The organism is Citricoccus sp. I39-566 (assembly GCF_031432995.1).
Lineage (GTDB): Bacteria > Actinomycetota > Actinomycetes > Actinomycetales > Micrococcaceae > Citricoccus > Citricoccus nitrophenolicus_A.
In genome coordinates this window covers 1,010,831-1,032,842 of sequence record NZ_CP133842.1, presented here as the reverse complement: position 1 = coordinate 1,032,842, position 22,012 = coordinate 1,010,831, and the positions used below count along the sequence as shown (strand labels likewise).

The window sequence follows — 22,012 nt, the reverse complement described above, 5'->3', positions numbered from 1 at the left end:
TTTTGCCCTATTGTCGACAATCCAACTGGTATTGCGGTTGCAAACATGAGACACTTCAGCGGTTGGCCGTGTGGCCGGCACCGGTTTGGATGAGCCCGGCAGGGTGCGCGCAGATGACGTGCAGACCCGCCTGAACGGCTCCCGCCGGGGATGGCCCGAGGGGCCGTCACAGGTGGTCCGAGGGGGCCACCGGCAGCCGGAACCAGCTGCCACCTCGCGGTCCGCGGAGCATGAAGCGCGGGCCGTCAGTCATTGTCGCCGAGATGAAAGGACCGGGATGCCACCCGCTCAGGAGTTCAATCAGCTAGGGATCTTGGCAGTGGTGTTGCTGCTGATCCTCTTCTACGGCGGCACCATGTGGATGTCCGTGGGCATCAGCCGGAAGAAGGAGAACGCCGACGGCTATATGACCGCCGGCAACAACATCGGATTCGGCATCTCGGCGGCATCGATGACCGCCACCTGGATCTGGGCCTCGTCCATGTACGCCTCCGCCACCGCTGGCTACACCTACGGCATCTCCGGCCCCATCCACTACGGGCTCTGGGGAGCCCTGATGATCCTGTTCATCTATCCCTTCGGCAAGCGCATCCGCAAAGTCGCGCCGCGCGCCCACACCCTGGCCGAGGTCATGTACGCCCGCCACGGACGGTCCTCCCAGCTGATGCTCGCCGGGTCCAACGTCCTGGGCTCGCTGATCTCGCTGACCTCCAACTTCATCGCCGGCGGCGCGCTGATCTCCATGCTCTCGCCCCTGAGCTTCGGCGCGGGCATCGTGATCGTGGCGGCCGGCGTGCTGATGTACACCCTGTGGTCCGGCTTCCGCGCCTCGGTGCTCACCGACTTCGCCCAGGTGATGTTCATGCTGGGCGCCGCCGTCGTGATCATCCCGGTGATCTTCTTCGTGGCCGGCGGGCCCGGCATGTTCGAGGCCGGCGTGGCCGCGGGTCACGTCACCGAGCAGCAGGGCAACTTCTTCTCCTCCGAGGCGTTCATGAACCAGGGCGCCCCGTACATCGCGGCCGTGCTGGCCTACGCGATCGGCAACCAGACCATCGCCCAGCGCCTGTTCGCTGTGCGGGAGGACCTGATCAAGCCGACCTTCGTGACCGCGACCATCGGCTACGGCGGCTCCGTGATCGGCATCGGCATGCTCGGCGTGATGGCGCTGTACCTGGGTGTCGAGCCCATGAACGGCGACATCAACAACCTCATCCCGCAGATGGCCGGCACCTACCTCGGCCCCGTCCTGCTGGCCCTCGCGTTCATCATGATCATCGGCGCCCTGTCCTCCACCGCGGACTCGGACCTGGCCGCCCTGTCCTCCATCGTCATGGCGGACATCTACGGCCAGTCGGTCGGCAAGAAGAACGCCAAGCCGAAGACCATGCTCCTGGTCGGCCGCCTCTCCATGATCGTGGCCACCGGCGCGGCGTTGTACTTCGCCACGGCGCAGTTCAACATCCTGGACCTGCTGGTGTTCGTCGGTGCCCTGTGGGGCTGCCTGGTGTTCCCGGTGATCGCCTCGTTCTACTGGCCCAAGGTCACCAACGCGGCCTTCTCGGTGGGCGTGCTGGCTGCCCTCGTGGCCTTCCTGCCCGTCCGCTTCGAGTGGTTCGCCTTCACCGGGTTCCTCGGCCTCAGCGTCGAGGTGCTGGCCACGATCGGCATCGGCGTGGTGCTGGGGATCATGTCCTTCGGGTTCTTCGGCATGAAGCCGGCCCTCTGGATCGGCTCGATCGCCGTCCTGGCCGCGGCGCCGTTCACCATCGGCGGGATCGTCACCGGCGGGCTGCGGGAGTACACCGTCCTCTCCGCCTCGCTGGTCGCCTACGCGGTCTCCTTCCTGGTCACCTACCTGATGTCCGTCCGCTCGAAGATGGACTACGACTTCGACCGGATCAAGGACATCACCGGCGACTTCGACAACGAGACCCCCACGACCCCCGAAGAGATCATGGAAGCCGCCAAGGCCGAGCGCGCCTGACCGGGTCCGCTCCAGAGCACCACCGACCAGAAAGGAAGCACCATGACCGTCGCCTTGACCATCTACGTGCTGATGTGGCCCGCGATCGTGGCCGCCGTCCTGTTCTTCATCGCCCGCGGGTTCTTCCGCGACGTCTCGGAGTCCAAGAAGGCGGGCCGTCCGATCATCTGATCGGCCCACTCCTGACGCTTTCGGGGCAATCCCCACCGGTGGGGATTGCCCCGAAAACGCAACAACAACGACGGCGGCGCGTCACCTTCTCCAGGTGACGCGCCGCCGTCGTTGGTCCGGGTTTCGCCAGGGTGCGTCAGCGGTTGAGGAAGTGGACGAGCACCCCGATCGCGAAGGAGGAGGCCGCCAGCGCGGCGCAGCCGAACTCGACGAGGATGCCCAGACCCATGGACTTCAGGGCCTCCCAGGAGGACTTCGCGGCGGCCTTCAGATCCCGGCGCCGGACGAGTTCGGCGGTGAGCAGGCCGGCGGCGAAGCCCACGAACAGGCCGATCACCGGGATGACGAACATGCCCACGATCGCGCACACCACGCCCACGACGACGGGCCCGTTCGGGATCTGCTCGCGCCGCATCTTCCGGCCGGTCAGCACCGCCGAGGCGCTCAACCCGGCGATGGCCAGGCCCGCGCCGATCACGGCCGCCGTCCACGCGGCGGGCGAGCCGAGGATCCAGGCCCAGGCGATCAGCGTGATGACGGTGAGGATCGAGCCGGGCAGGATCGGGATGATGGTGCCGAGCACGGCCACCACCAGCAACAGCCCGGCGATGACGGTGGTGATGATCTGGTAGTCCACCCGCCCAGTATGACCCCTGCCGTTTCGGCGCCGTTGCCGGTAGCGTCGAGTCATGCTGATCGGCGTCCCCACTGAGATCAAGAACAACGAATTCCGCGTCGGCCTCACCCCCGCCGGCGTGACGGAACTCGTCCGGCACCACCACGAGGTCCTCGTGCAGTCCGGGGCCGGGGTCGGCTCCGGCCTCGGCGACGCGGCCTACCGCGAGGCCGGAGCACGGATCGTCTCCTCGGCCGAGGAGATCTGGGAGCAGGCCGCCCTGGTGCTCAAGGTCAAGGAACCGGTCGGCCCCGAGCTGCGGCTGATGCGCCGCGGCCAGACCCTGTTCACGTACCTGCACCTGGCCGCGGACCCGCAGCTGACGCACGCCGTCCTCGAGTCCGGCACCACGGCCATCGCCTATGAGACCGTCACCCGGGGCCGGTCCGCGGGGCCCGCCCTGCCCCTGCTGGCCCCCATGAGCCAGGTGGCCGGTCGGCTCGCGCCGATGGCCGGCGCCTACCACCTGACCCAGGCCCAGGGCGGCTCCGGCATCCTGATGAGCGGCGTGCCCGGCACCCGCCGCGCCCACGTGGCCGTGGTGGGGGCCGGCGTCGCCGGGGAGGCCGCCGCCGTGGTGGCCGCCGGCATGGGCGCGGACGTGACCGTGCTGGACATCAACCTGGACCGGCTCACCCAGCTGGACACCGTGCACCGGGGACGGCTGCGGACGCTGGCCTCCTCCACCCTGCACATCGCGGAGACCGTGGCGGAGGCGGACCTGGTGATCGGCTCGGTGCTGGTCCCCGGCGCCGCGGCGCCCAAGCTCGTCACCGCCGAGATGGTGGCGGCCATGCGCCCGGGCTCCGTGCTGGTGGACATCGCGATCGACCAGGGCGGCTGCTTCGAGAACTCCCGGCCCACCACCCATCAGGACCCGACCTACCGGGTGGGCGAGCAGGTCTACTACTGCGTGGCCAACATCCCCGGCGCCGTCCCCCAGACCTCCACGGCGGCCCTGACCAACGCCACCCTGCCCTACGTCCTGCGGATCGCGGACCGCGGCTGGCGCGAGGCCCTCGCCGCGGACGAGGGGTTGTTGGCGGGCCTGAACGCGCACGAGGGTGTGCTCGCCCACGAGGGCGTCACCGACGCCGTGGCCGGGCCGCTGGGGCTGGACCCCGAGCTCGACTACCGGCCAGCGTCGGAGATGGTGTCCTCTTGACCGCAGGCCGGCGCACCGTGCTCCCGGGCCCTGCGCTGCGCGCGGGAGGCGCGTAGCCGGGCGAGCCCGCCGGTGCGCCACAGGACCAGGATCACGACGCCGGCCAGCGCCAGGACCAGCGCGATGAGCGCCACAGGGCTGGCGAGGGCGGCGGTGAGGACGGCCCAGACCACGGCCATGCCGACCGTGCCGTAGATCAGGCCCCAGATCAGGGTGCCCAGCAGCATGGCCGGGATGAAGCGGCGCCACCGCATGCGGGTGATCCCGGCCGTGCCGATGACCGCCGTCTGGAGGCCGACGGTCAGGAAGCAGAACGGGATGGCCCAGGGGCCCCACCGGTCGATGAAGCGCATGGCCCGCAGGTAGACCGGCCCGGCCATGTAACGGCGCAGGGAGGTGTGCTCGGCGCCGGCGGCGATCCCGCGGCCCAGCGAATAGGTGACGGTGGCCCGTGCCGTGCCGAGGGCCCAGAAGAACAGGATGGCCCAGCCCAGCGGCAGCGACGCGATCCAGTCCATCATGCGGCCAGTCTAGTTGTCGGCGTGGTGCCCTCCGGGTGCCAGCCTCGTCTAGGCTCAGGGGTATGAATCACCGCCGCACCGCATCACGTCCCCTCCTCGCCACCGGAGCCCTGACCGCCGTCCTGGTCCTCACCCTCACCGCCTGCGGGCAGGGCGGCGGAGACGCCACCGAGAGTCCCTCGGCCACCCCGTCCGCCTCCGAGAGCGCCTCCGCCTCGCCGTCAGCCTCGGCCTCCGAGTCCGCTTCCTCCTCGCCGAGCCAGTCCGCGAGCACCTCCCCCTCGGCCAGCGCGAGCCCCTCGGACACCGCCTCGGCCTCCGCGTCCGAGACGGCCGCGGCCGCCAGCGAGGCCACCGTGTACTGGGTGGGCCCCGCAGGCCAGGCCGGCGGCATCGAGTTCCCGGGCTGCGGCGAGGTGCTGATCGAGGACGCGGTGTCCGTCTCCGGCGCCGGCGCCGTGGGCGATCCCTCCCTCGTGGAGGCCGGGCTCCAGGCCCTGTTCGCCGAGCGGAGCTTCGATGTGGGCAGCGACGGGCTGATGAACGCGCTCTACCAGTCCGAGCTGACAGTCCAGGACGTCACGATCGACGGGGACACCGTGATCGTCGACCTGACCGGGCAGCCGATGTCCGCCGGGACCTGCGCCGATCCGCAGATCATCGCGCAGCTGGAGAACACCGCCATCGCCAACGCGGGCACCTACGACGCCGAGATCCTCGTGGACGGCGAGCTGATCCAGGACGTCATGAGCCAGAAGGGCTGACCTTCCCGGGCATCGAAGTCCCACGAATTGGTGCCGGAATCCGGATTCCGGCACCAATTCGTGGGACTTTGTTCAGGGTTCAGCGGACCAGCCGCTCCAGGAAGTAGCGATGGAAGGACCAGTCCCCCGTCACCTCCGGGTGGAAGCTCGTGGCCAGCAGGTTCCCCTGCCGCACGGCCACCGGGACCGGTCCGGTCTCCGCCGGCCGTCCGGATTCCAGGCGCGACGCCGGCACGCTCGCCAGCACCTGCACCTCGCCTCCCGAGCGGAGCACCGCGGGGGCGCGGATGAAGACGGCGTGCACCGGCTCGCCGCTCACCCCGGGCACCTCGAGGGCGGTCTCGAAGGAGTCGACCTGCGAGCCGAAGGCATTGCGCTGGACGGTCACGTCCAGACCGCCGAAGGACTGTTGACCGCCGATGGGGTTGGCGATGGAATCCGCCAGCATGATCATCCCGGCGCACGTGCCGTAGACCGGCAGCCCGCTGGCGATCGCCTCCCGGACCGCCGGGGCCACCCCGAGCAGCCGGGAGAGCTTGTCCATCACGGAGGACTCCCCACCGGGGATCACCAGCCCGTCCAGGCCGCCCAGGTCGGCGGCGGCCCGCACCGGGACCACCCGGGCGCCCAGGGCGGCCAGCACGCACGCGTGCTCGGCCACGTCCCCCTGCAGGGCGAACACCCCGATCACCGGCACCCGACCGCGGCCGTTCAGGTCACCGTCGCTCACGCCACCCCCCGGGCGTTTTGCGGGCAGAGATCACTAGTGATCTCTGCCCGCAAAACGCAATGGGTGGGGCGGAAGGTCACCAACCGCGGTCGGCGAGGCGGTGCGGGGCCGGCAGGTCGCCCACGTTGATGCCGACCATCGCCTCACCGAGTCCGCGGGAGGCCGAGGCGACCGCGCCGGCGTCGTTGTACTGGGCCGTGGCGCGCACGATCGCGGCGGCGCGCGCCGCCGGGTTGCCGGACTTGAAAATGCCCGAGCCCACGAAGACGCCGTCCGCGCCGAGCTGCATCATCAGGGCCGCGTCCGCGGGGGTGGCCACGCCGCCGGCGGTGAAGAGCACCACGGGCAGCCGGCCCTCGCGGGCGACCTCCGCGACCAGCTCGTAGGGAGCCTGGAGCTCCTTGGCAGCCACGTACAGCTCGTCCTTGCTCAGCGCGGAGAGCTTGGCGATCTCGCCGCGGATGGTGCGGATGTGCTTGACGGCCTCGGAGACGTCCCCGGTGCCGGCCTCGCCCTTGGAGCGGATCATGGCCGCGCCCTCGGTGATGCGGCGCAGGGCCTCGCCGAGGTTGGTGGCGCCGCAGACGAAGGGCACGGTGAAGTCCCACTTGTCGATGTGGTTGACGTAGTCGGCCGGGGAGAGCACCTCGGACTCGTCGATGTAGTCGACCTTGAGGGCCTCCAGGACCTGGGCCTCCACGAAATGACCGATCCGGGCCTTGGCCATGACCGGAATGGAGACGGCGTCCACGATCCCGTCGATCAGGTCCGGATCGGACATGCGGGCCACGCCGCCCTGGGCGCGGATGTCGGCGGGGACCCGCTCGAGGGCCATCACGGCCACGGCACCGGCGTCCTCGGCGATCTTGGCCTGCTCGGCGGTGACCACGTCCATGATCACCCCACCCTTGAGCATGTCCGCCAGGCCGCGCTTGACGCGCGCGGTGCCGGTGCGCGCCGTGCCCTGACCGGAGTCCTCGATGGAGCCGGGGGCGGCGGGCTGGGCGGCGGAGGTGTACGAGGCCGAGGCGGTCTCAGAGGTGTTCGTCATCTGCAGGGGACCCTTCGCGGTGTTACAGTCCGGCGTGAACGGGATCGCGCCGGCGGAGATGGAGTCGAATCTACCCGGTTCCGGCGGGCTACCGGGAACTCACGCGTTCCAGAGTCCGTAGGAGTCGGCCAGGTCGGCGATCTTCTGGGCGCGGGCGAGGCGGGGCAGGTAGGAGCCGTCGCCCACGGAGGCCCCGGCCTGGTGGGCCTGCAGCATGTCCACGGCCCAGGAGACCTCGTCCTCGGACGGGGACAGGGCCAGGTTGATGGACTCGGCCTGCGCGCGGTTCAGGCACAGCCGCCCGGTCATGCCCATCGACTGGGTGATGCGGGAGGACTCGATCACGGCCGGGTTCTCGTCGGCGGCGCCGGGAGGGCCGTCGATCGCACCGGGGAGCTTCCCCACGCGGGAGGCGATCACCAGCCGCGAGCGCGCGTACGCCATGGCCATCGGGTCATCGGAGATGCCCGTGTCCTTGCGGAAGTCATTGGTGCCGAAGGCCAGCCGGAAGGTGCCGGGGGCCTTGGCCACGGCGGTGGCGTTGTCCAGTCCCGACGCCGTCTCGATCAGGGCGATCACCGGGGTGCCGGCGGGCAGGCGCATGGCGGTGAGGGTGACCTGCTCGGGCTCCTCGGCCAGGGCGAGCATGACCCCGCGCAGCCCCTCGGTCCCGGAGAGCGCCTCGAGGTCCGGCTGCCAGTCATCGGTGTCGATCCCGTTGATCCTGACCCAGGCGGACATGCCGCCGTTGAGGGCCTCGACCACGTTGGCGCGGGCCTCGTCCTTCTTCCCGGCCGGCACGGCCGCCTCCATGTCGAAGAGCACCGAGTCCGCCTCGGAGGCCAGCCCCGGGGCGAAATCCTCCGGCTTCGCCGCATTCACCAGGAGCCAGGAACGGCTCAACTTGGCGGGCAGGGCGGCGGCACGTCGGTTACGCAGGGGCATGGCTCCCAGCCTACCCGCGCCCCGGGCGACCCGCGGGTAGCCTGTGGCGCATGGCCGACGAGATCCCCGTCCTCACCCGCAGCCTGACCCTCGGGCCGCTGAACCACGCCGAGCGGGAGGTCCTCGCCCGGATCCACGGGCTCCTCCCCGATGCCTCCCCCGGCGCGGAGGTCGGTGCGGAGGCCGGCGCGGACTCCGGCTCAGGGCAGACACCTCGGCCGGGCACGACGCCGGACGCCACCGTGGTGCTGGACGGCACCACCGTGCGGCTCGGCCCGGCGGCCACCGAGGCGGTGCTCGGGTTGCTCGGCCGCCTCGCCTCGGGTGCCGCGGTGACCCTGTCCGAGCAGGACCGCTGGCTGAACACCTCGCAGGCGGCCCGGCTGGCGGGGGTCTCCAACACCTACCTGCGCCAGCTCGCGGACCGCGGGGAGATCCCCGTGACCTACCGGGGCACGCACCGGCGGATCCACCCCGACGACGTCACCGCCTGGGTGCTCCGCCGCGAGCGGGAGCGCGACGGGACAGCCGGCACGCCGACGTAGGATGGTCAGGATTCCCGCCGCCTACGCGCCTCCAGGAGCCCCATGACCCCGCGCCTCCGCCCGGAACGCCCGTCCGGCCACCCGGGCCCGCGCCGGGCCGCCGCGGGGCTGGTCGGCGCCCTGGCCGCCGTCGTGCTGGCCGGCTGCACCATCTTCCCCTCCCCCGGCCAGGAGCCCACGGATCAGGACGGCAACCCGCTGCCCGCCGCCGATGCCGAGGGGTACAGGCCGGCACCGCTGTACCTCGTGGCCCTGAACGGCGCGTTCCCGCCGGACACCACGGGCCGGGAGGTCGCCTGCCAGGACCTGCTGGTCCGGGCCCAGACCGTCCCCGTGGACAGCGAGGACCGCGTGGGCACGTCGATCGGTTTCCTGCTGGACGACGAGCAGTACAGCCACGGCGACCCGGCCCTGACGAACTCGCTGGACCCCTCGGAGGACGGGCTGGCCTACTCCTCCAGCCGGGTCGAGGGGGACACCGTGGTGCTCGAGCTGACCGGGGACGTGGTGACGCGCAACCAGTGCGAGTCCTTCCGAATCCGCGCCCAGCTCAACCGGACCGCCGCGGCGGCCGCCGGCGTGCCGGAGGCGGAGGTCCTCGTGGACGGCGTGCGGATCGAGGAGATCCTGGGGCTGACCGAGATGGAGCTCGGCCAGGAGATCACGACCCCGCCGGCGGATACCACCGGCACCGAGGACTCGGAGAGCGCCGACCCCGAGGACCCCCTGGAAGAGATCGGGGATCCGGGCCAGCTCAACGGCGGCGGGTGAACCCGCGCACCCGTCCCTTCCACCGGCGAGCGCCGCATTGTTAGCATCGGCCCATGGCAGAGCCTTCAGCATTTCTTTCAGACCGAGCGCGCGGCGTGAGGCAGTCCGCCGTGCGCGACGTCTTCGATCTGGCCATGGCGCCCGGGATCGTCTCCCTGGCCGGCGGCAACCCGTGGCTGGATGACCTGCCCCTGGACCGGCTCGGGGGCATCGCGGACGAGCTCGTGGCGCGGCAGGGGCACCTCAGCCTGCAGTATGGCGCCGGCCAGGGCACCCCGGAGCTGCGGGACGCAGTGTGCTCCGTGATGGCCGCGGACGGGATCGGTGGGGCGGACCCGGAGCACGTGGTCATCACGCCGGGCTCGCAGGCCGCCATCGACACGGCGGCGCGCATGCTCGGCAACCCCGGTGACGTGGTGGTGGTGGAGGACCCCACCTTCGTGGGCGCCCTGAACACCTTCAACACCTGGGAACTGGACGCCGTGGCCACGCCCACGGATGACGAGGGGCTGATCCCGGCCCTGCTGCGCGCCACCCTGCGACGACTGCGGGCGGAGGGCCGGCGGGTGGCGTTCCTGTACACGATCCCCTCCTATGCCAACCCCTCCGGCGCCCTGCTGCCCGCCGAGCGGCGGGAGGAGGTCGCGCGGATCTGCCGCGAGGAGGGCGTGCTGATCGTGGAGGACAACGCCTACGGCCAGCTCGGCTTCGCTGACGGGCCCGTGGCCCCGATCGCGGCGGCGCACCGGGACCAGGTGATCTACCTCGGCACCGTCTCCAAGATCTTCTCCCCCGGCGTGCGCATCGGCTGGGCCCTGGTGCCGCCGGCCCTGCTGCGCGAGTTCTACCTCTCCGCGGAATCGGCGTTCGTGTGCCCGCCGGTGTTCAGCCAGATGCTCTCCACGGCCTTCCTCACCCGCTTCGACTGGCAGGCGCACGTGGCCCGCTGCACCGACGAGTACGCCCGCCGCTGCGACGCCCTCGTGGACGAGATGGAGCAGACCCTGGACCCTCGCGTGCGCTGGACGCGGCCCGCGGGGGGCTTCTTCGTCTGGGCTCGCATGCCCGGCGAGCTGGACACCCTGCCGCTGATGCACTCGGCGGCCGAGGCCGGCGTGGTCTTCGTCCCCGGCGGGGCCTTCACCCCCGTCGACGGCCCCCACCCCCACTTCCGCCTCGCCTTCTCCTTCGTGGCCCCCGAGACGCTGCGCGAGGGCGTGCGGCGCCTCGCCCCGGTGCTCAACGCCGCCCTGCCCCCGGGCGCACAGTGACCCCACCCCCGCCGTTGTGACGCGGTCCGGTCACTTTGCGCCGCGCGAAGCACTACGGACAGAGGTATTTGGCGCGCGTGACGTTACAGTGGTGCGAATCGCCGACGCGGCCGGTGCCGCAGACCGTGGCAGGGGCGTCCGGCAGGAAGGAAGGACCGGATGTCCCTGCGCAACGCGCTGCTGGCGCTGCTCACCGTGGAGCCCATGACCGGATACGACCTGGCCAAGCGGTTCGGGTCCTCCGTGGGCAACGTGTGGCACGCGCCGGACTCCCAGATCTACCCCGAGCTGCGGCGGATGCTGCAGGACGGACTGCTCGAGTCCGAGGAGGTCATGTGGGGCCGCAAGGGACGGAAGATCGAGTACACCATCACCGAGCAGGGCCGGGCGGCCTTCGGCGAGTGGATGGACTCCGACCTGCAGTGGACCCGGGACCGGGACCCCATGCACCTGCGGGCGGCCTACTTCGAGTACGCCACCCCGGACCGCGCCCGGGCCCAGCTGAGGGCCTACCGCGAGCACATCGGCCACATCCGCGACCAGTGGCAGCACCAGATCGACGAGGTGGAGGCCGGCACCTCCGAGACCCTCAACCGGCGCCTGCAGTCCGTCCCCGCCGCGCAGCACCACCGCGCGACGGCGTTCAAGAGGTTCACCTACGAGGGGCTGGTGGCCCGCGCCGACGTGGAGATCGCGTGGGCCGACCGCGGCCTCGCCCTCCTCGACGAGCTGGACGCCGAGGACGCCTTGAACGACCGGGACGCACTGGACATCGCCTCCTCCTGATCAGGACCGGTCGGCGCGATACGTGGTGCGCGCGTACTCCTGATAGGGGGCCGGCGCCACCGTGGCGCGGATCCTGACCTGGCGGTGGTCCTGGTCCACCTGGGGCTTGGCGGAGACGGGGTCCTCGCCCCACACCACCTCCACCTCGGTCCCGTCCTCGAGGGCGGCCTCCACGGTGGCCAGGGACAGGTAGAGCTGCGGGTAGGCCACGTAGCCGGCGTCGGTGGAGATCCCCACGCGACGGCCATCCAGGACCACCTCGTCCATCTGGTAGAAGCCGTAGCGGGCCTTCGGGAAGTCGAGGAACTTGGCCGGCACGCCCTCCTCCACCTGGGAGCGCACGATCGCCGCCACGTCCTCGGCGTTCCAGATCAGGGTGACCTTGCGCCGCCGCTGGTCCTCGGCGTGCCGCTCCAGCGCCGCGCGCCCGTGGAAGTCGTGGTTGAACCTCACCGAGCGGCCCAGACCGAAGTCGTACGGGGTGGCGTAGTAGTCCGCCACGTCCGCGGAGTACAGGGAGCCGCCGATGGACCCGGCCCGGGCCGCCGGCAGCCAGTCGCGGTACTCGGCGAGGTCCTCCCCGAAGATCGCGGGGAACGGGGTGGGGATCCAGCCGGACTCCAATGGCGAGCTCGAGTAGGCCTTGGCGCCGACCTGCCGGATGCCGTGCTCGGCGCCGGCCTCCAGCAGGGCCGCGTGCACGGCCTCGTGGTCCTCCCAGGGGCCGTAGAACTCGAAGCCGGGCTGGCCGGCCATGCCGTGGCGCAGCGCCTTGACGTCCTTCCCGGCGATGCTCACGTCCGCGATGTGGAAGAACTTCACCTCCGGCACGGGGCCGCCGAAGACCTGCTCCATCACGCGGTCGGCCGCCGGGCCCTGGAGCTCGTAGCGGTAGAGGGTGGGCGGGCCGGAGCGCATGGTCGAGTTCGGGTCGAGCCGCTGGTGCACGTCCTTCCCGGCCGCCTCGGCACGCTCCACGTTGAAGCGGATCCAGTCGATCTGGATATGGTGACCCACCAGCACCAGCCCCTCGCGGCCCTCGTGGTGGTAGAAGAGGATGCCGTCGCCGATCAGGTAGCCGTCCCGGTTCACGGTGATCAGCTGCTTGGCCACCCCCGGCCGGAAGGTGGCGAAGGTGTTCGGGGACAGCGATTCGAGCAGCGGGATGAGGTCGGCGCCGCCGAGGAACAGCTGGGTCATGTGGTGCGACTGGTCCATCAGCCCCACGGTGGTGCGCCACGCGCGCTGCTCGTCCCGCCAGTTGGTGAACTCGGGGGCGATGGGGAAGGTGATGGACGGCCAGTCCTGGTTGCGCAGGAACTCGATGGGGTTCCCCACCCGCTCGATGGCCTGGGCGAGGGTCTCGGTGTGTGTCATGGTGACGGTCCTCCCGATCCGGCCGGGACCGGTCCCCCGGCGGCTTCCGGGGGACGCGCCCGGCCTGTCCGGCCAGCCTAGGGACGGCCACCGGCGCGTCCCAGGGAGGATCCTTCTGAAAGGGAACACCGGGGACGACGTCGGCCGCGCACCCGAGATGCGCAGCCGACGTCGTGCTGTGGGGCCTGTCCCGTGGTCAGCCGCCGAACTGCCGGCGCAGGTCCGGCTTGCGGATCTTCCCGGAGGCGGTACGCGGCATCTCCTCGGTGAAGACCACGGACTTGGGGATCTTGTAGCGCGCCAGCTTGCCGTTCAGGTGCTCCAGGACCTGCGCCTCGGTCAGCTCGAGCCCCTCCCGGACCACGATCACGGCGCGCGGCACCTCGCCCCACTTCTCGCTCGGCACGCCGATCACGGCCACGGCCGCCACCGCCTCCAGCTGGGAGATCTCCTGCTCCACCTGGGCGGGGTAGATGTTCTCGCCGCCGGAGATGATCATGTCCTTGAGGCGGTCGGAGATGAAGACGAAACCCTCGTCGTCCCGGTAGCCCATGTCCCCAGTCTTCAGCCAGGTGCCGTCCTCGGCCTCGACGAAGGAGTCGGCGGTGGCGTCCTCGCGGTTCCAGTAGGCCTGGATGACGTTCGGGCCCTGGACCTGGATCTCGCCGACGTCGCCGGGGGCGCAGACCATGCCCAGGGGATCCACGATCCGCACGAAGGTGTGGAACTGCTGCAGCCCGGAGGAGCCCTGCTTGGGCCGGGAGTAGCGGGCCGGCAGGGTGGTGGCGCCCGGGGAGGTCTCGGTCATGCCGTAGCCGTTGGTGAAGGCCAGCCCCTTCTGCTCATAGGCCTCCAGCACGCGCAGCGGCACGGCGGAGCCGCCACAGGTCAGGTTGCGCAGCGAGGAGATGTCCGCCGACTCCCAGTTCGGGTGCTCGGCCAGCAGCTGGTAGGTGGTCGGCACCCCGGAGATGAACGTGGCCCGGTGCTTCTCGATCAGCTCGAGGACACGGCCGGGTTCGAACCGTGGCTCCAGCACCAGCGTGCCGCCCTTGAGCAGGGTCGGCAGCGCCCCCATGCCCAGGGAGGCCACGTGGAACATCGGCGCGATCATCAGGGCCACCGCGTCCGAGGTGATGTCCATGTCCGTGATGACGTTGAAGCAGTTCCACGTCAGGTTGCCGTGGGTGAGCATGGCGCCCTTGGGCTGGCCCGTGGTGCCGGAGGTGTAGAGGATGATCGCCAGGTCCTCGAGGCCCACGGCCGCGTCCGGGCGCACGGGCTCGCCGCCGGCCAGCAGCTGCTCGTAGTCGACCGCCTCGAGGTCTCCGTCCTGCCGCTCGGCCGGCACCGGGATGCCGTCCTGCACCAGGGCCAGGAGCCCGACGTCGGTCCCGCGGCTTCCCGAGACCGCCAGCGGTTCCATGGTGGCCGAGGCGATCAGCACGGTGGAGCCGGAGTCCTTCAGGGCGAAGGCGATCTCCGGCGGCGCCAGGCGGGTGTTGAGGGGGACGAAGACGGCGCCGAGGGAGCCGACGGCGAACAGCGACTCGAGGAACGAGGGGTAGTTCTCGCCGAGGTAGGCCACCCGGTCGCCCTGCTTCACGCCGCGCCGCGCCAGGGCGTCGGCCAGCCGGTCGATGCGAACGGCCCAGTCGTCGTAGGTCAGCTCCCCGGCGGCGCTGATGACGGCGATGTTCCCGGCGGACTTGATGCGACGGCGGTGGATCCAGTCGCCGATTCCACGGTTGATCATGCGTATCCACTCCTCGTGGCGTCTGCTGCTGTTGGCTTGTGCGGCGGACCACACTCTCCACCATTGTGCGCCACTCCGTTGAGTATTTCAACGATTGCTAAAACGACGCATGAGTTCGGGCGCCTCGGGGCGCAAAGTGACCGTACCCCGTCCAAAAGGACGGGGTACGGTCACTTTGCGCCCGGAGGCTGGGGCACGCGATCGGCGAAGAAGCCGTCGGCGAGCTCCCGTGCTACTGGACGATGAGGTCCTCGGTCGACGGGATCTCATCGATCAGGCCGGTCTCGAGGGAGAGCTCGGCGATCCGCTCCAGGGAGGCGACGTCATGCTCCTGCGGGAAGCGCGGCATCGTCAGCTCGTCGATCACGTCCTGCTCCAGCGAGGTGTAGCTGGGCAGCACGGCCTTGGCCAGGTCCGGGTTGTCCGTGGCGAACTGCTGGGACTCCTTCATGGCGGCGGTGAAGGCGTCCACGAGCTCCGGGTCCTGCTCGATCATCTCGTCCGTGGTGAAGTAGGCGGCGATGGACAGGTCCGGCACCGGCTCCGCGTACTGGCCGTACACGCGCTGGGCCCCGCCCGCCTCGGCGAGGGTCACGAAGGGCTCCACGGCGCCGATGGCGTCCACGTTGCCGGCCTCCAACTGGGCCACCATGTCCGGGAACGCCATCTCGACGTACTCGATGGACTCGGGGTCGCCGCCCTCCTGCTTCATCCCCTCGGAGATGACGGAGTCGTTGATGTTGTTCAGGGTGTTGACGGCGATCCGCTGGCCCTCCAGGTCGGCCAGCGACGTGACGTCGGAGTCCTCCGCGACCATCACGTGGGCGAAGTCGTCCTCCGCCTCCCCCGTGGTCTGCGGTCCGGTGGCCACGATCTTCAGCGGCAGGCCGGCGTCGCGCCCGATGATCAGGGAGGTGACGTTGGAGAAGCCGAACTCCATCTGCCCGGACTGGACGGCGGGCACGATCGCCGCGCCGCCCTGCGCCAGGGTCAGGGTGACGTCCAGTCCGTGCTCCTCGAAGATGCCCTCCTGCACGCCGAGGTAGATCGGGGCGACGTCGACGATCGGGATGACCCCGACCTCGATCGGGGTCAGCTCGCCGTTGGCCGCGGCGGACTCGGAGCCGGCGGCCGGTGCCGAGGTGGTCCCCCCGTCGGTCGGCGAGCCGGAGCCGCAGGCGGTCAGGGCCAGTAGGGCGGCTGCCCCCACGGCGGCCGCGCGAAGATTCCTCATCATGATGGTGCTCCTGGTCATGCAGTGCGAGAAGGCGTCCAGTCGGGGGTGACCGGGCCTGTAAGGTGAATCACAGCCTAGTCAGCCGCCCGGGGGCGGACAAGGGTTTTCGATGATTTTGTCAACAATAGTGTTCTTCAGCCGTGAGTCGGCGTGTCAGGAGGCCCTCCGGTGAGTGAGAACGGTCCCGTCCACCAGGCGGCCTGGACCCCGCCCCACGCGTTCCGCAGCCTGGCCGTCCGCCGGCTGCTGAGCCGTCACGGGCAGCTGTGGAGCGAGCACGTCTCCGCCGAGCACACGAGCATCCAGTTCGGCCTGCTGCTGTGCCTGGCCCGCTCGGCGTCCGGATTGAGCCAGACGGAGATCGCCGGCGAGCTCGCCGTGGACAAGGCCTCCCTGACCGAGCTCGTGAGCCGGATGACCTCGCGCGGCCTCGTGGCGGTGCACCGGGACGCCCGGGACGGCCGGCGCCGGGTGGCCACCCTGACGGAGTCCGGTCAGGAGGTGCTGGCCGGACTGCACGGGCCAGCCCTGGAGGTGAACCATCGCCTCTTCGCCCCATTGACGGACGCCGAGGCGGACCAGCTCATGGGGTTGCTGGAGCGGGTCCTCGCCCACGACCCGGCCCACGACCCGAGCGACGCCTCCTGAGGCGCACCCCACGACGCACTGTGCGGGCAGAAATCACGAGTGATTTCTGCCCGCACAGTCAGCGGGGGCGCGGCCCGGCCGGGACTACTGGATGAACAGCTTCGCCGGATCCGGGGCCTCGTCGATGAAGCCGTACTTCACGGCCAGCTCGGCGGTCTCATTGAGCTGGTCGGTGCGGATCTCGCCGCTGAGCTCCTCCATCTTGAGGTTGGCGGCGACCTCCTCCGGCAGGTCGATGAACTCGGGGAGCATCGCGCGGGTGCCCTCAGGGTCCTCCTCGGAGGCCGCCAGGGCCTCCGTCATGGCCGCGGCGAAATCGGCCACGACCTCCGGGTTCTCCTCGGCGTAGGCCCCCGAGGTGAAGGTCACCATGGTGGGCATGCCGGGGATGGCGTCCTGGAAGGAGTAGCCGACCAGCTGGTTGGCCTCGTCCGACAGCACGCTGGTCAGGAACGGCTCGGGTACCCAGATGGCGTCCACGTTGCCCTGCTCCAGCTGGGCCGGCATGTCCGGGAAGGGCATCTCGGTGAAGTCCAGGGCCTGCGGGTCGGCGCCGGCCTCCTCGGCGTCGGCCATGATGGTCAGGTCGCCGAGCGTGCGCAGGGCGTTGAGCGAGGTGACCTTGCCCTCCAGGTCCGCGTAGGACTCGATCCCGCTGTCCGCCTTGGTCACCACGCCGGCGATGTCCTCGCCCTCGGCCAGGGAGTTGGAGTACCCGGCCGCGATGCGCATGTCCAGGCCCTGGTCCACGGCGGTCATCACGGACAGCGGGTTGCCCACGCCGAAGGTGATCTGCTGGTTGGACACGGCAGGCAGCATGGCCGCCCCGGCGTTCTGTGTGGAGAGCTCCACGTCGAAGCCGTGCTCCTCGAAGATGCCGTTCTCGATGCCATACTGGACGCCCACCGAGGGGGCGATCGGCAGCACGCCGACCGTCACCTCGGTGAGCTCCCCCGAGGCGCCGGACTCGGAGGCGCCGGCCGCGGCGGTGCTCTCGCCGTCACCGGACGGCGAGCCGGAGCCGCAGCCGGTGAGGGCCAGGCCCGCCACGGCGACGACACCCATGAGGGATGCGATCTTCTTGTTCATGGTTTCTCCTGGGAGGTCATGCCGGCGGGGGTGCCGGGCATCGGGAGCCTGAGAGCGGGTGCCTCAGGCGTAGAAGCGGGACAGGAAGGTGGCGACGACCGCGGGGCGCTCCTCGCCCTCGATCTCGATGACGGCGTCCGTGACGAGGTGCAGGCCGTTGCCCTTGACCTCCTGGACGTCCGCGATGGAGCCCTTCATGCGGATGCGGGAGCCGACCTTCACCGGGTTGGTGAAGCGGACCTTGTCCAGGCCGTAGTTGACCTTGGTCTTCACGCCGGTCACGTCGAACAGCTCGGACCAGAACGGGATGATCAGGGACAGCGTCAGGAAGCCGTGGGCGATCGGGGCGCCGAACGGGCCGTCCTTGGCGCGCTCCGGGTCCACGTGGATCCACTGCTGGTCGTCCGTGGCATCCGCGAAGGTGTTGATCATCTCCTGGGTGACCTCGCGCCACTCGGTGTAGCCGAGATCGGTGCCGGCGGAGGCCTTGACGTCCTCGAACGGGACGACGGTCTGTGCGGTGGTTTCAGTCATGGTGTTCTCCTCTAGGAGTGTTCTACATCACAATAGTTGGTAAGTGCAATGGTCGTGGGAAATCGGTGATGGATTCGTGACCGGAGGGGCTAGACGAAGGCGCCGACCCCCGTGACGGCCCGGCCCACGATCAGCGCGTTGACCTCGTGGGTGCCCTCATAGGAGTAGATCGCCTCGGCATCGGCATGGAACCGGGCCACGTCCGTGTCCAGGGTGATGCCGTTGCCGCCGCAGACCTCCCGGGCCAGGGCCACGGTCTCCCGCAGCATCAGCGAGGTCTGCATCTTGGCCAGGGCCGAGTTCTCGTCCTTGAACACCCCGGCCGCCTGCTGTTCGGTCAGCTGCACCACCATCCCCAGGGAGGCGGTGAGGTTGCCGAGCATCCGGGCGAGCTTCTCCTGGATGAGCTGGAACCCGGCCAGCGGGCGGCCGAACTGCTCCCGCTGCCCCACGTAGCGCAGCGCGGCCTCATAGGCGCCGGCCTGGGCGCCCGTGGCCATCCAGGACACGTCCGAACGCATGGTCCGCAGGCAGCGGGCCACGTCCTTGAACGAGTTGATGCCCTGCAGCCGTGCCGACTCGTCCACGCGCACGTCCCGGTACTCGATGTGCGCGTTCTGCATGATCCGCAGGGAGGCCTTGTTCGGGATGATCGTCATGGACACCCCGTCCGCCTCGCGCGGCACCAGGAAGCACTTGACCTGGCCGTCCGCGGTGTCCCGGGCGAAGGTGGCCATCACGTCGGAGACGGAGGCGCCGCCGATCCAGCGCTTGGCGCCGTTGATGGTCCACTGTCCAGTGGCCTCGTCCCGGGTGGCCGAGGTGGCCAGCCCGCCGGCCACGTCCGAGCCGTGGTCCGGCTCGGTCAGGGCGAACACCCCGGTCAGCTCGTAGGACTGGATCTTCGCGTCCAGCTCCCGGGCCTGCTCCGGGGAGCCGCCGAGGGCGCAGACGGTGCGGAAGAGCCCGGCCTGGGCGTTGTACAGCGTGCCCACGTTGATGTCGCACCGGGTCAGCTCGAAGTTCCGGAAGCCGGTGAGGATGTCCCGCACCGGCTCACCGGCCTCCCGCAGCGCCGGGGGGTCCATCAGCTCGAGGCCGCGGACGGCCTGCAGCAGCTCATCCGGCAGCTCGGCCCGGTCCCACGCCTGGTTCAGGTGCGGGTAGACCCGATCCTGCAGGTCCTTCCGCAGCCCGTCGATCACCTGGCGCTCGGCCTCGGTCAGCCGCTCGGCGAAACCGAAGAGGTCGGAGGGGATCACGGTCCCGACGACGGCCGGGCGGGTGGCACTCATGCGGCACCACCCGCGGTGGTGCCGCCCGGGGCCGAGCCGGACCGGCCGGCGTCGTTCCCCCGCGTCCCGGCACCCAGGCCGAGCAGGCGCACCGCGTTGTCCTTGAGGATCCCGGGGCGCACCTCGTCCTTGAGCGGCAGCTCGGCGAACGCCTTCATCCACTTCTCGGCCGTGATCAGCGGGAAGTCGGTGCCGAAGAGGACCTTGCGGGACAGGACGTTGTTGGACTGGCGCACCAACGACTCCGGGAAGTACTTCGGGGACCAGCCGGAGAGGTCGATGTACACGTTCGCCTTGTGGGTGGCGATCGAGTTGGCCTCGTCCTGCCACGGCACCGAGGGGTGGGCCATGATGATCGGCAGGTTCGGGTGGTCCGCGGCGACCTCGTCCAGCAGCAGCGGGTTGGAGTACTTCAGCTTGATGCCACGTCCGCCGGGAAGCCCGGCACCCATCCCGTTCTGCCCGGTGTGGAAGATGCACGGCAGCCCGATCCGCTCCAGCTCGTCCCACAGGGGGCGGAACTGCTCGTCCGAGGGGTCGAAGCCCTGGACCGAGGGGTGGAACTTGAAGCCGCGCACGCCCAGCTCCTCGGCCTGGCGGCGGGCCTCCGTCAGCGCCGCCTCGCCCTGGCGGGGGTCCACGGAGCCGAAGGGGATCAGCACGTCGTTGTTCCGGGCGCAGCCGGCCACGAGGTCGTCGATCGAGTTCGGCTCGTGCCCCATCTGGGTGCTGGCGTCCACGGTGAAGACCACCGCGGCCATCTGCTGGCCCCGGTAGATCTCGGCGATCCGGTCGATGGACGGGGTCCGCTCCTCGGCCTTGAAGTACTTCGAGGAGGCCTCCATGATGTCGTCCGGCATGGCCACGTGCCCGTGGTCGTCCTTCTCCAGGTGGACGTGCATGTCCACCGCGGTCACGGCGTCCACGTCCACGGCGCACGTGTAGCGCACGGGCGCCCCGGCGCGCTCGGTGTTCTCGCCCATGCCGCCGCTCACTTGGCGTTCTCGGGCTGCAGCTCGGCCGGCAGCTCGGGCATCCTCTCGCCCACGGACTGCAGGTTGGCCTCGAGGATGGCCTTGCCCTCGGCGAGCATGGTGGCGTAGTCCCAGCCGCCGTCCTGGAACTCGGTGGCCACGGCCTCCGGGTGGGACCAGACCTGCAGGCGGTCGCCGCCCACGCCGATGGCCTGACCGGTCACGCCGGCCGCCTCCTCGGAGGACAGGAAGGCGATGAGGCCGGCCACGTCCTGGGCCGGGCCGAAGCCGAGCTCCTTGCGGAAGAACTCCGGCATGGCCTCGCCGCGCTCATCGGCCTCCACGGCGGCCTGGAAGAAGGGGACGGTCTTGGTCATGGCGGTGGCGGCCACGGGGATCACGGCGTTGACACAGACCCCGGCCTTCTTCATCTCCATCGCCCACGTGCGGACCATGCCGACGATCCCGGCCTTGGCGGCCGCGTAGTTGGTCTGACCGAAGTTGCCGCGCTGGCCGGTGGGCGAGCCGATGGTGACGATGCGGCCGGCCACGCCATTCTCCTTGAAGTAGGCGTAGGCCGAGCGGACGCAGGTGAAGGTGCCCTTGAGGTGCACGTTGATGACCAGGTCGAAGTCCTCGTCCGTCATCTTCAGCAGCGACCTGTCCCGCAGGATACCGGCGTTGGTGACGAGGATGTCCAGGCCGCCGAAGGTGTCCACTGCGGTCTTGACCAGCAGGTCGGCGGTCTCGGAGGAACCGACCGGCGCCACCACGGCGGAGGCCCGGCCGCCAGCCTCGGTGATGGACGCCACAGCGGAGTCCGCCGCCTCCTGGCTCACGTCGTTGATGATGACGGCGGCACCCTGGCGGGCGAGCTCCTGCGCGTAGGCGAGGCCGAGGCCCGCTCCGGACCCGGTGACGATGGCGACTTTTCCATTGAGGGACATGGGGACTCCTTGCGTAGCGGCGGCTTCGATTGACGAATCAGGCACCCCGCGGGCGCCTCTGCACACCATGACAACCCATACCGTTGAGAAAGTCAATGATGTAGATTCACCCGACAACACCGCTTCATCCACCGGGCCTGCCCGCCGGGGATCGGGGCGGCTACACTTGAAGAAATCAACTAAGTGACGAACGGTTGCGAGCAACGCATGTCCACCTCCACTGACCAGGCCAGCCCCGAGCGGTCCGCCGCTCCCGAGGACACACCCTCCGCAGCCTCCGCGCCCGAGCCCACCGACGGCACCGGGCGCTTCCTCGACTCCGACCTCGCCCTGCAGGTGCACTTCCTGACCTCCCGGGCACGCGGACGCGGGATCAGCCACGCCAACCGCGAGCTGGAAGGCCTCGACCTCAAGGTCCGCCAGTTCTCGGTGCTCTCCCTGGCCGCTAGCGGGATGAACCCCTCGCAGCGGGAGCTGGGTGAGTTCCTCTCGCTGGACCCGAGCCAGATCGTCGCCCTCGTGGACAACCTCGAGAAGCGCGGCGCCGTTCGCCGCGAGACCGACCCGCGGGACCGCCGCTCCAAGATCATCGTGGCCACCGAGCCCGGCCGGGACCTCCACGCCCAGGCCCTGCAGATCCTCGAGGACTCCGAGGACTACACCCTCTCCACCCTCTCCCCCCGGGAACGCAAGCAACTGCGAACACTCCTGCTCAAGATCGCGTTCTAGACCCCCTCCCCCACCACTTCCACGACGACGGCCGCGCACCTGG

23 protein-coding genes are annotated in these 22,012 nt (G+C 70.3%); 10 read left to right on the top strand and 13 right to left on the bottom strand.

Annotated elements, in window-relative coordinates:
• The first annotated feature begins 277 nt into the window (after positions 1-277).
• Together RE421_RS04875 and RE421_RS04870 are read left to right on the top strand one after the other, a co-directional pair.
• Positions 278-1,987 (top strand): sodium:solute symporter family protein, encoded by a 1,710-nt coding sequence (locus tag RE421_RS04875; RefSeq protein WP_309815222.1) that lies wholly within the window; start codon positions 278-280, stop codon positions 1,985-1,987.
• 42 nt (positions 1,988-2,029) lie between these two features.
• Positions 2,030-2,158 (top strand): putative transporter small subunit, encoded by a 129-nt coding sequence (locus tag RE421_RS04870; protein WP_309815218.1) that lies wholly within the window; start codon positions 2,030-2,032, stop codon positions 2,156-2,158.
• Between the two features lie 136 nt (positions 2,159-2,294).
• On the opposite strand, the gene RE421_RS04865 is transcribed toward RE421_RS04870, so the two are convergent.
• Positions 2,295-2,795, bottom strand: a complete 501-nt coding sequence (locus RE421_RS04865; RefSeq protein ID WP_309815209.1) for a DUF456 domain-containing protein — start codon at positions 2,793-2,795, stop codon at positions 2,295-2,297.
• Between the two features lie 52 nt (positions 2,796-2,847).
• Here RE421_RS04865 and ald point away from each other — a divergent pair, with 52 nt between their 5' ends.
• Positions 2,848-3,999 carry an alanine dehydrogenase gene (ald, locus tag RE421_RS04860; protein ID WP_309815206.1) on the top strand — a complete coding sequence of 384 codons (1,152 nt, stop codon included), beginning with the start codon at positions 2,848-2,850 and terminating at the stop codon, positions 3,997-3,999.
• Here ald and RE421_RS04855 read toward each other — a convergent pair.
• Complete coding sequence (locus RE421_RS04855; RefSeq protein WP_309815200.1) at positions 3,966-4,520, bottom strand: hypothetical protein; 555 nt, start codon at positions 4,518-4,520, stop codon at positions 3,966-3,968. The genes ald and RE421_RS04855 overlap by 34 nt on opposite strands.
• 62 nt (positions 4,521-4,582) lie before the next feature.
• Here RE421_RS04855 and RE421_RS04850 point away from each other — a divergent pair, with 62 nt between their 5' ends.
• Positions 4,583-5,284, top strand: a complete 702-nt coding sequence (locus tag RE421_RS04850; protein ID WP_309815196.1) for a GerMN domain-containing protein — start codon at positions 4,583-4,585, stop codon at positions 5,282-5,284.
• Between the two features lie 79 nt (positions 5,285-5,363).
• Here RE421_RS04850 and pdxT read toward each other — a convergent pair whose 3' ends face one another.
• The 3 genes from pdxT to RE421_RS04835 form a co-directional block, all read right to left on the bottom strand.
• Positions 5,364-6,014, bottom strand: coding sequence for a pyridoxal 5'-phosphate synthase glutaminase subunit PdxT (pdxT, locus tag RE421_RS04845; protein WP_309815192.1), 651 nt, complete (start codon positions 6,012-6,014; stop codon positions 5,364-5,366).
• A gap of 76 nt (positions 6,015-6,090) precedes the next feature.
• Positions 6,091-7,065 carry a pyridoxal 5'-phosphate synthase lyase subunit PdxS gene (pdxS, locus tag RE421_RS04840; RefSeq protein ID WP_309815189.1) on the bottom strand — a complete coding sequence of 325 codons (975 nt, stop codon included), beginning with the start codon at positions 7,063-7,065 and terminating at the stop codon, positions 6,091-6,093.
• 99 nt (positions 7,066-7,164) lie between these two features.
• Positions 7,165-8,010 (bottom strand): CoA ester lyase, encoded by an 846-nt coding sequence (locus RE421_RS04835; protein WP_309815185.1) that lies wholly within the window; start codon positions 8,008-8,010, stop codon positions 7,165-7,167.
• A gap of 50 nt (positions 8,011-8,060) precedes the next feature.
• Here RE421_RS04835 and RE421_RS04830 point away from each other — a divergent pair, with 50 nt between their 5' ends.
• The 4 genes from RE421_RS04830 to RE421_RS04815 all read left to right on the top strand — a co-directional run bounded on the left by RE421_RS04830 (position 8,061) and on the right by RE421_RS04815 (position 11,383).
• Positions 8,061-8,555, top strand: coding sequence for a helix-turn-helix domain-containing protein (locus RE421_RS04830; RefSeq protein WP_309815182.1), 495 nt, complete (start codon positions 8,061-8,063; stop codon positions 8,553-8,555).
• A gap of 42 nt (positions 8,556-8,597) precedes the next feature.
• Entirely contained in the window at positions 8,598-9,326 is a 729-nt protein-coding gene (locus tag RE421_RS04825; RefSeq protein WP_309815179.1) for a hypothetical protein, read from the top strand.
• Between the two features lie 95 nt (positions 9,327-9,421).
• Positions 9,422-10,597 carry a PLP-dependent aminotransferase family protein gene (locus RE421_RS04820; protein WP_309815177.1) on the top strand — a complete coding sequence of 392 codons (1,176 nt, stop codon included), beginning with the start codon at positions 9,422-9,424 and terminating at the stop codon, positions 10,595-10,597.
• Positions 10,598-10,756: 159 nt separating this feature from the next.
• On the top strand, positions 10,757-11,383 hold the full coding sequence (locus RE421_RS04815) for a PadR family transcriptional regulator (protein WP_309815174.1): 627 nt from the start codon (positions 10,757-10,759) through the stop codon (positions 11,381-11,383).
• Here RE421_RS04815 and RE421_RS04810 read toward each other — a convergent pair whose 3' ends face one another.
• From RE421_RS04810 to RE421_RS04800, 3 genes are all read right to left on the bottom strand, one after another.
• Positions 11,384-12,760: an aminomethyl transferase family protein gene (locus RE421_RS04810; RefSeq protein ID WP_309815171.1), complete on the bottom strand. Its 1,377-nt coding sequence runs from the start codon at positions 12,758-12,760 to the stop codon at positions 11,384-11,386. It lies immediately after the preceding gene.
• Positions 12,761-12,956: 196 nt separating this feature from the next.
• Entirely contained in the window at positions 12,957-14,516 is a 1,560-nt protein-coding gene (locus tag RE421_RS04805) for a long-chain fatty acid--CoA ligase (protein ID WP_309815168.1), read from the bottom strand.
• A 232-nt stretch (positions 14,517-14,748) separates the two neighbouring features.
• Positions 14,749-15,753, bottom strand: a complete 1,005-nt coding sequence (locus tag RE421_RS04800; RefSeq protein WP_309815165.1) for an ABC transporter substrate-binding protein — start codon at positions 15,751-15,753, stop codon at positions 14,749-14,751.
• Between the two features lie 168 nt (positions 15,754-15,921).
• Here RE421_RS04800 and RE421_RS04795 point away from each other — a divergent pair, with 168 nt between their 5' ends.
• A complete protein-coding gene (locus RE421_RS04795; protein WP_309815162.1) occupies positions 15,922-16,401 on the top strand; it encodes a MarR family winged helix-turn-helix transcriptional regulator in 480 nt (159 codons plus the stop codon).
• A gap of 84 nt (positions 16,402-16,485) precedes the next feature.
• On the opposite strand, the gene RE421_RS04790 is transcribed toward RE421_RS04795, so the two are convergent.
• The 5 genes from RE421_RS04790 to RE421_RS04770 all read right to left on the bottom strand — a co-directional run bounded on the left by RE421_RS04790 (position 16,486) and on the right by RE421_RS04770 (position 21,240).
• The gene (locus RE421_RS04790) at positions 16,486-17,490 is read right to left on the bottom strand and encodes an ABC transporter substrate-binding protein (protein ID WP_309815160.1); all 1,005 of its coding nucleotides are present in this window, start codon (positions 17,488-17,490) and stop codon (positions 16,486-16,488) included.
• A gap of 63 nt (positions 17,491-17,553) precedes the next feature.
• Positions 17,554-18,024: a MaoC family dehydratase gene (locus tag RE421_RS04785; protein ID WP_309815158.1), complete on the bottom strand. Its 471-nt coding sequence runs from the start codon at positions 18,022-18,024 to the stop codon at positions 17,554-17,556.
• An 89-nt stretch (positions 18,025-18,113) separates the two neighbouring features.
• Entirely contained in the window at positions 18,114-19,319 is a 1,206-nt protein-coding gene (locus RE421_RS04780) for an acyl-CoA dehydrogenase family protein (protein WP_309815155.1), read from the bottom strand.
• Entirely contained in the window at positions 19,316-20,221 is a 906-nt protein-coding gene (locus tag RE421_RS04775; protein ID WP_309817096.1) for an amidohydrolase family protein, read from the bottom strand. Before RE421_RS04775 ends, RE421_RS04780 begins: the two co-directional genes overlap by 4 nt.
• Positions 20,222-20,310: 89 nt before the next feature.
• Positions 20,311-21,240, bottom strand: a complete 930-nt coding sequence (locus tag RE421_RS04770; RefSeq protein ID WP_309815150.1) for an SDR family NAD(P)-dependent oxidoreductase — start codon at positions 21,238-21,240, stop codon at positions 20,311-20,313.
• A 207-nt stretch (positions 21,241-21,447) separates the two neighbouring features.
• Between RE421_RS04770 and RE421_RS04765 the strand changes: the two genes are divergently transcribed.
• Complete coding sequence (locus RE421_RS04765) at positions 21,448-21,969, top strand: MarR family transcriptional regulator (RefSeq protein ID WP_309815147.1); 522 nt, start codon at positions 21,448-21,450, stop codon at positions 21,967-21,969.
• The last annotated feature ends 43 nt before the right edge of the window (positions 21,970-22,012 follow it).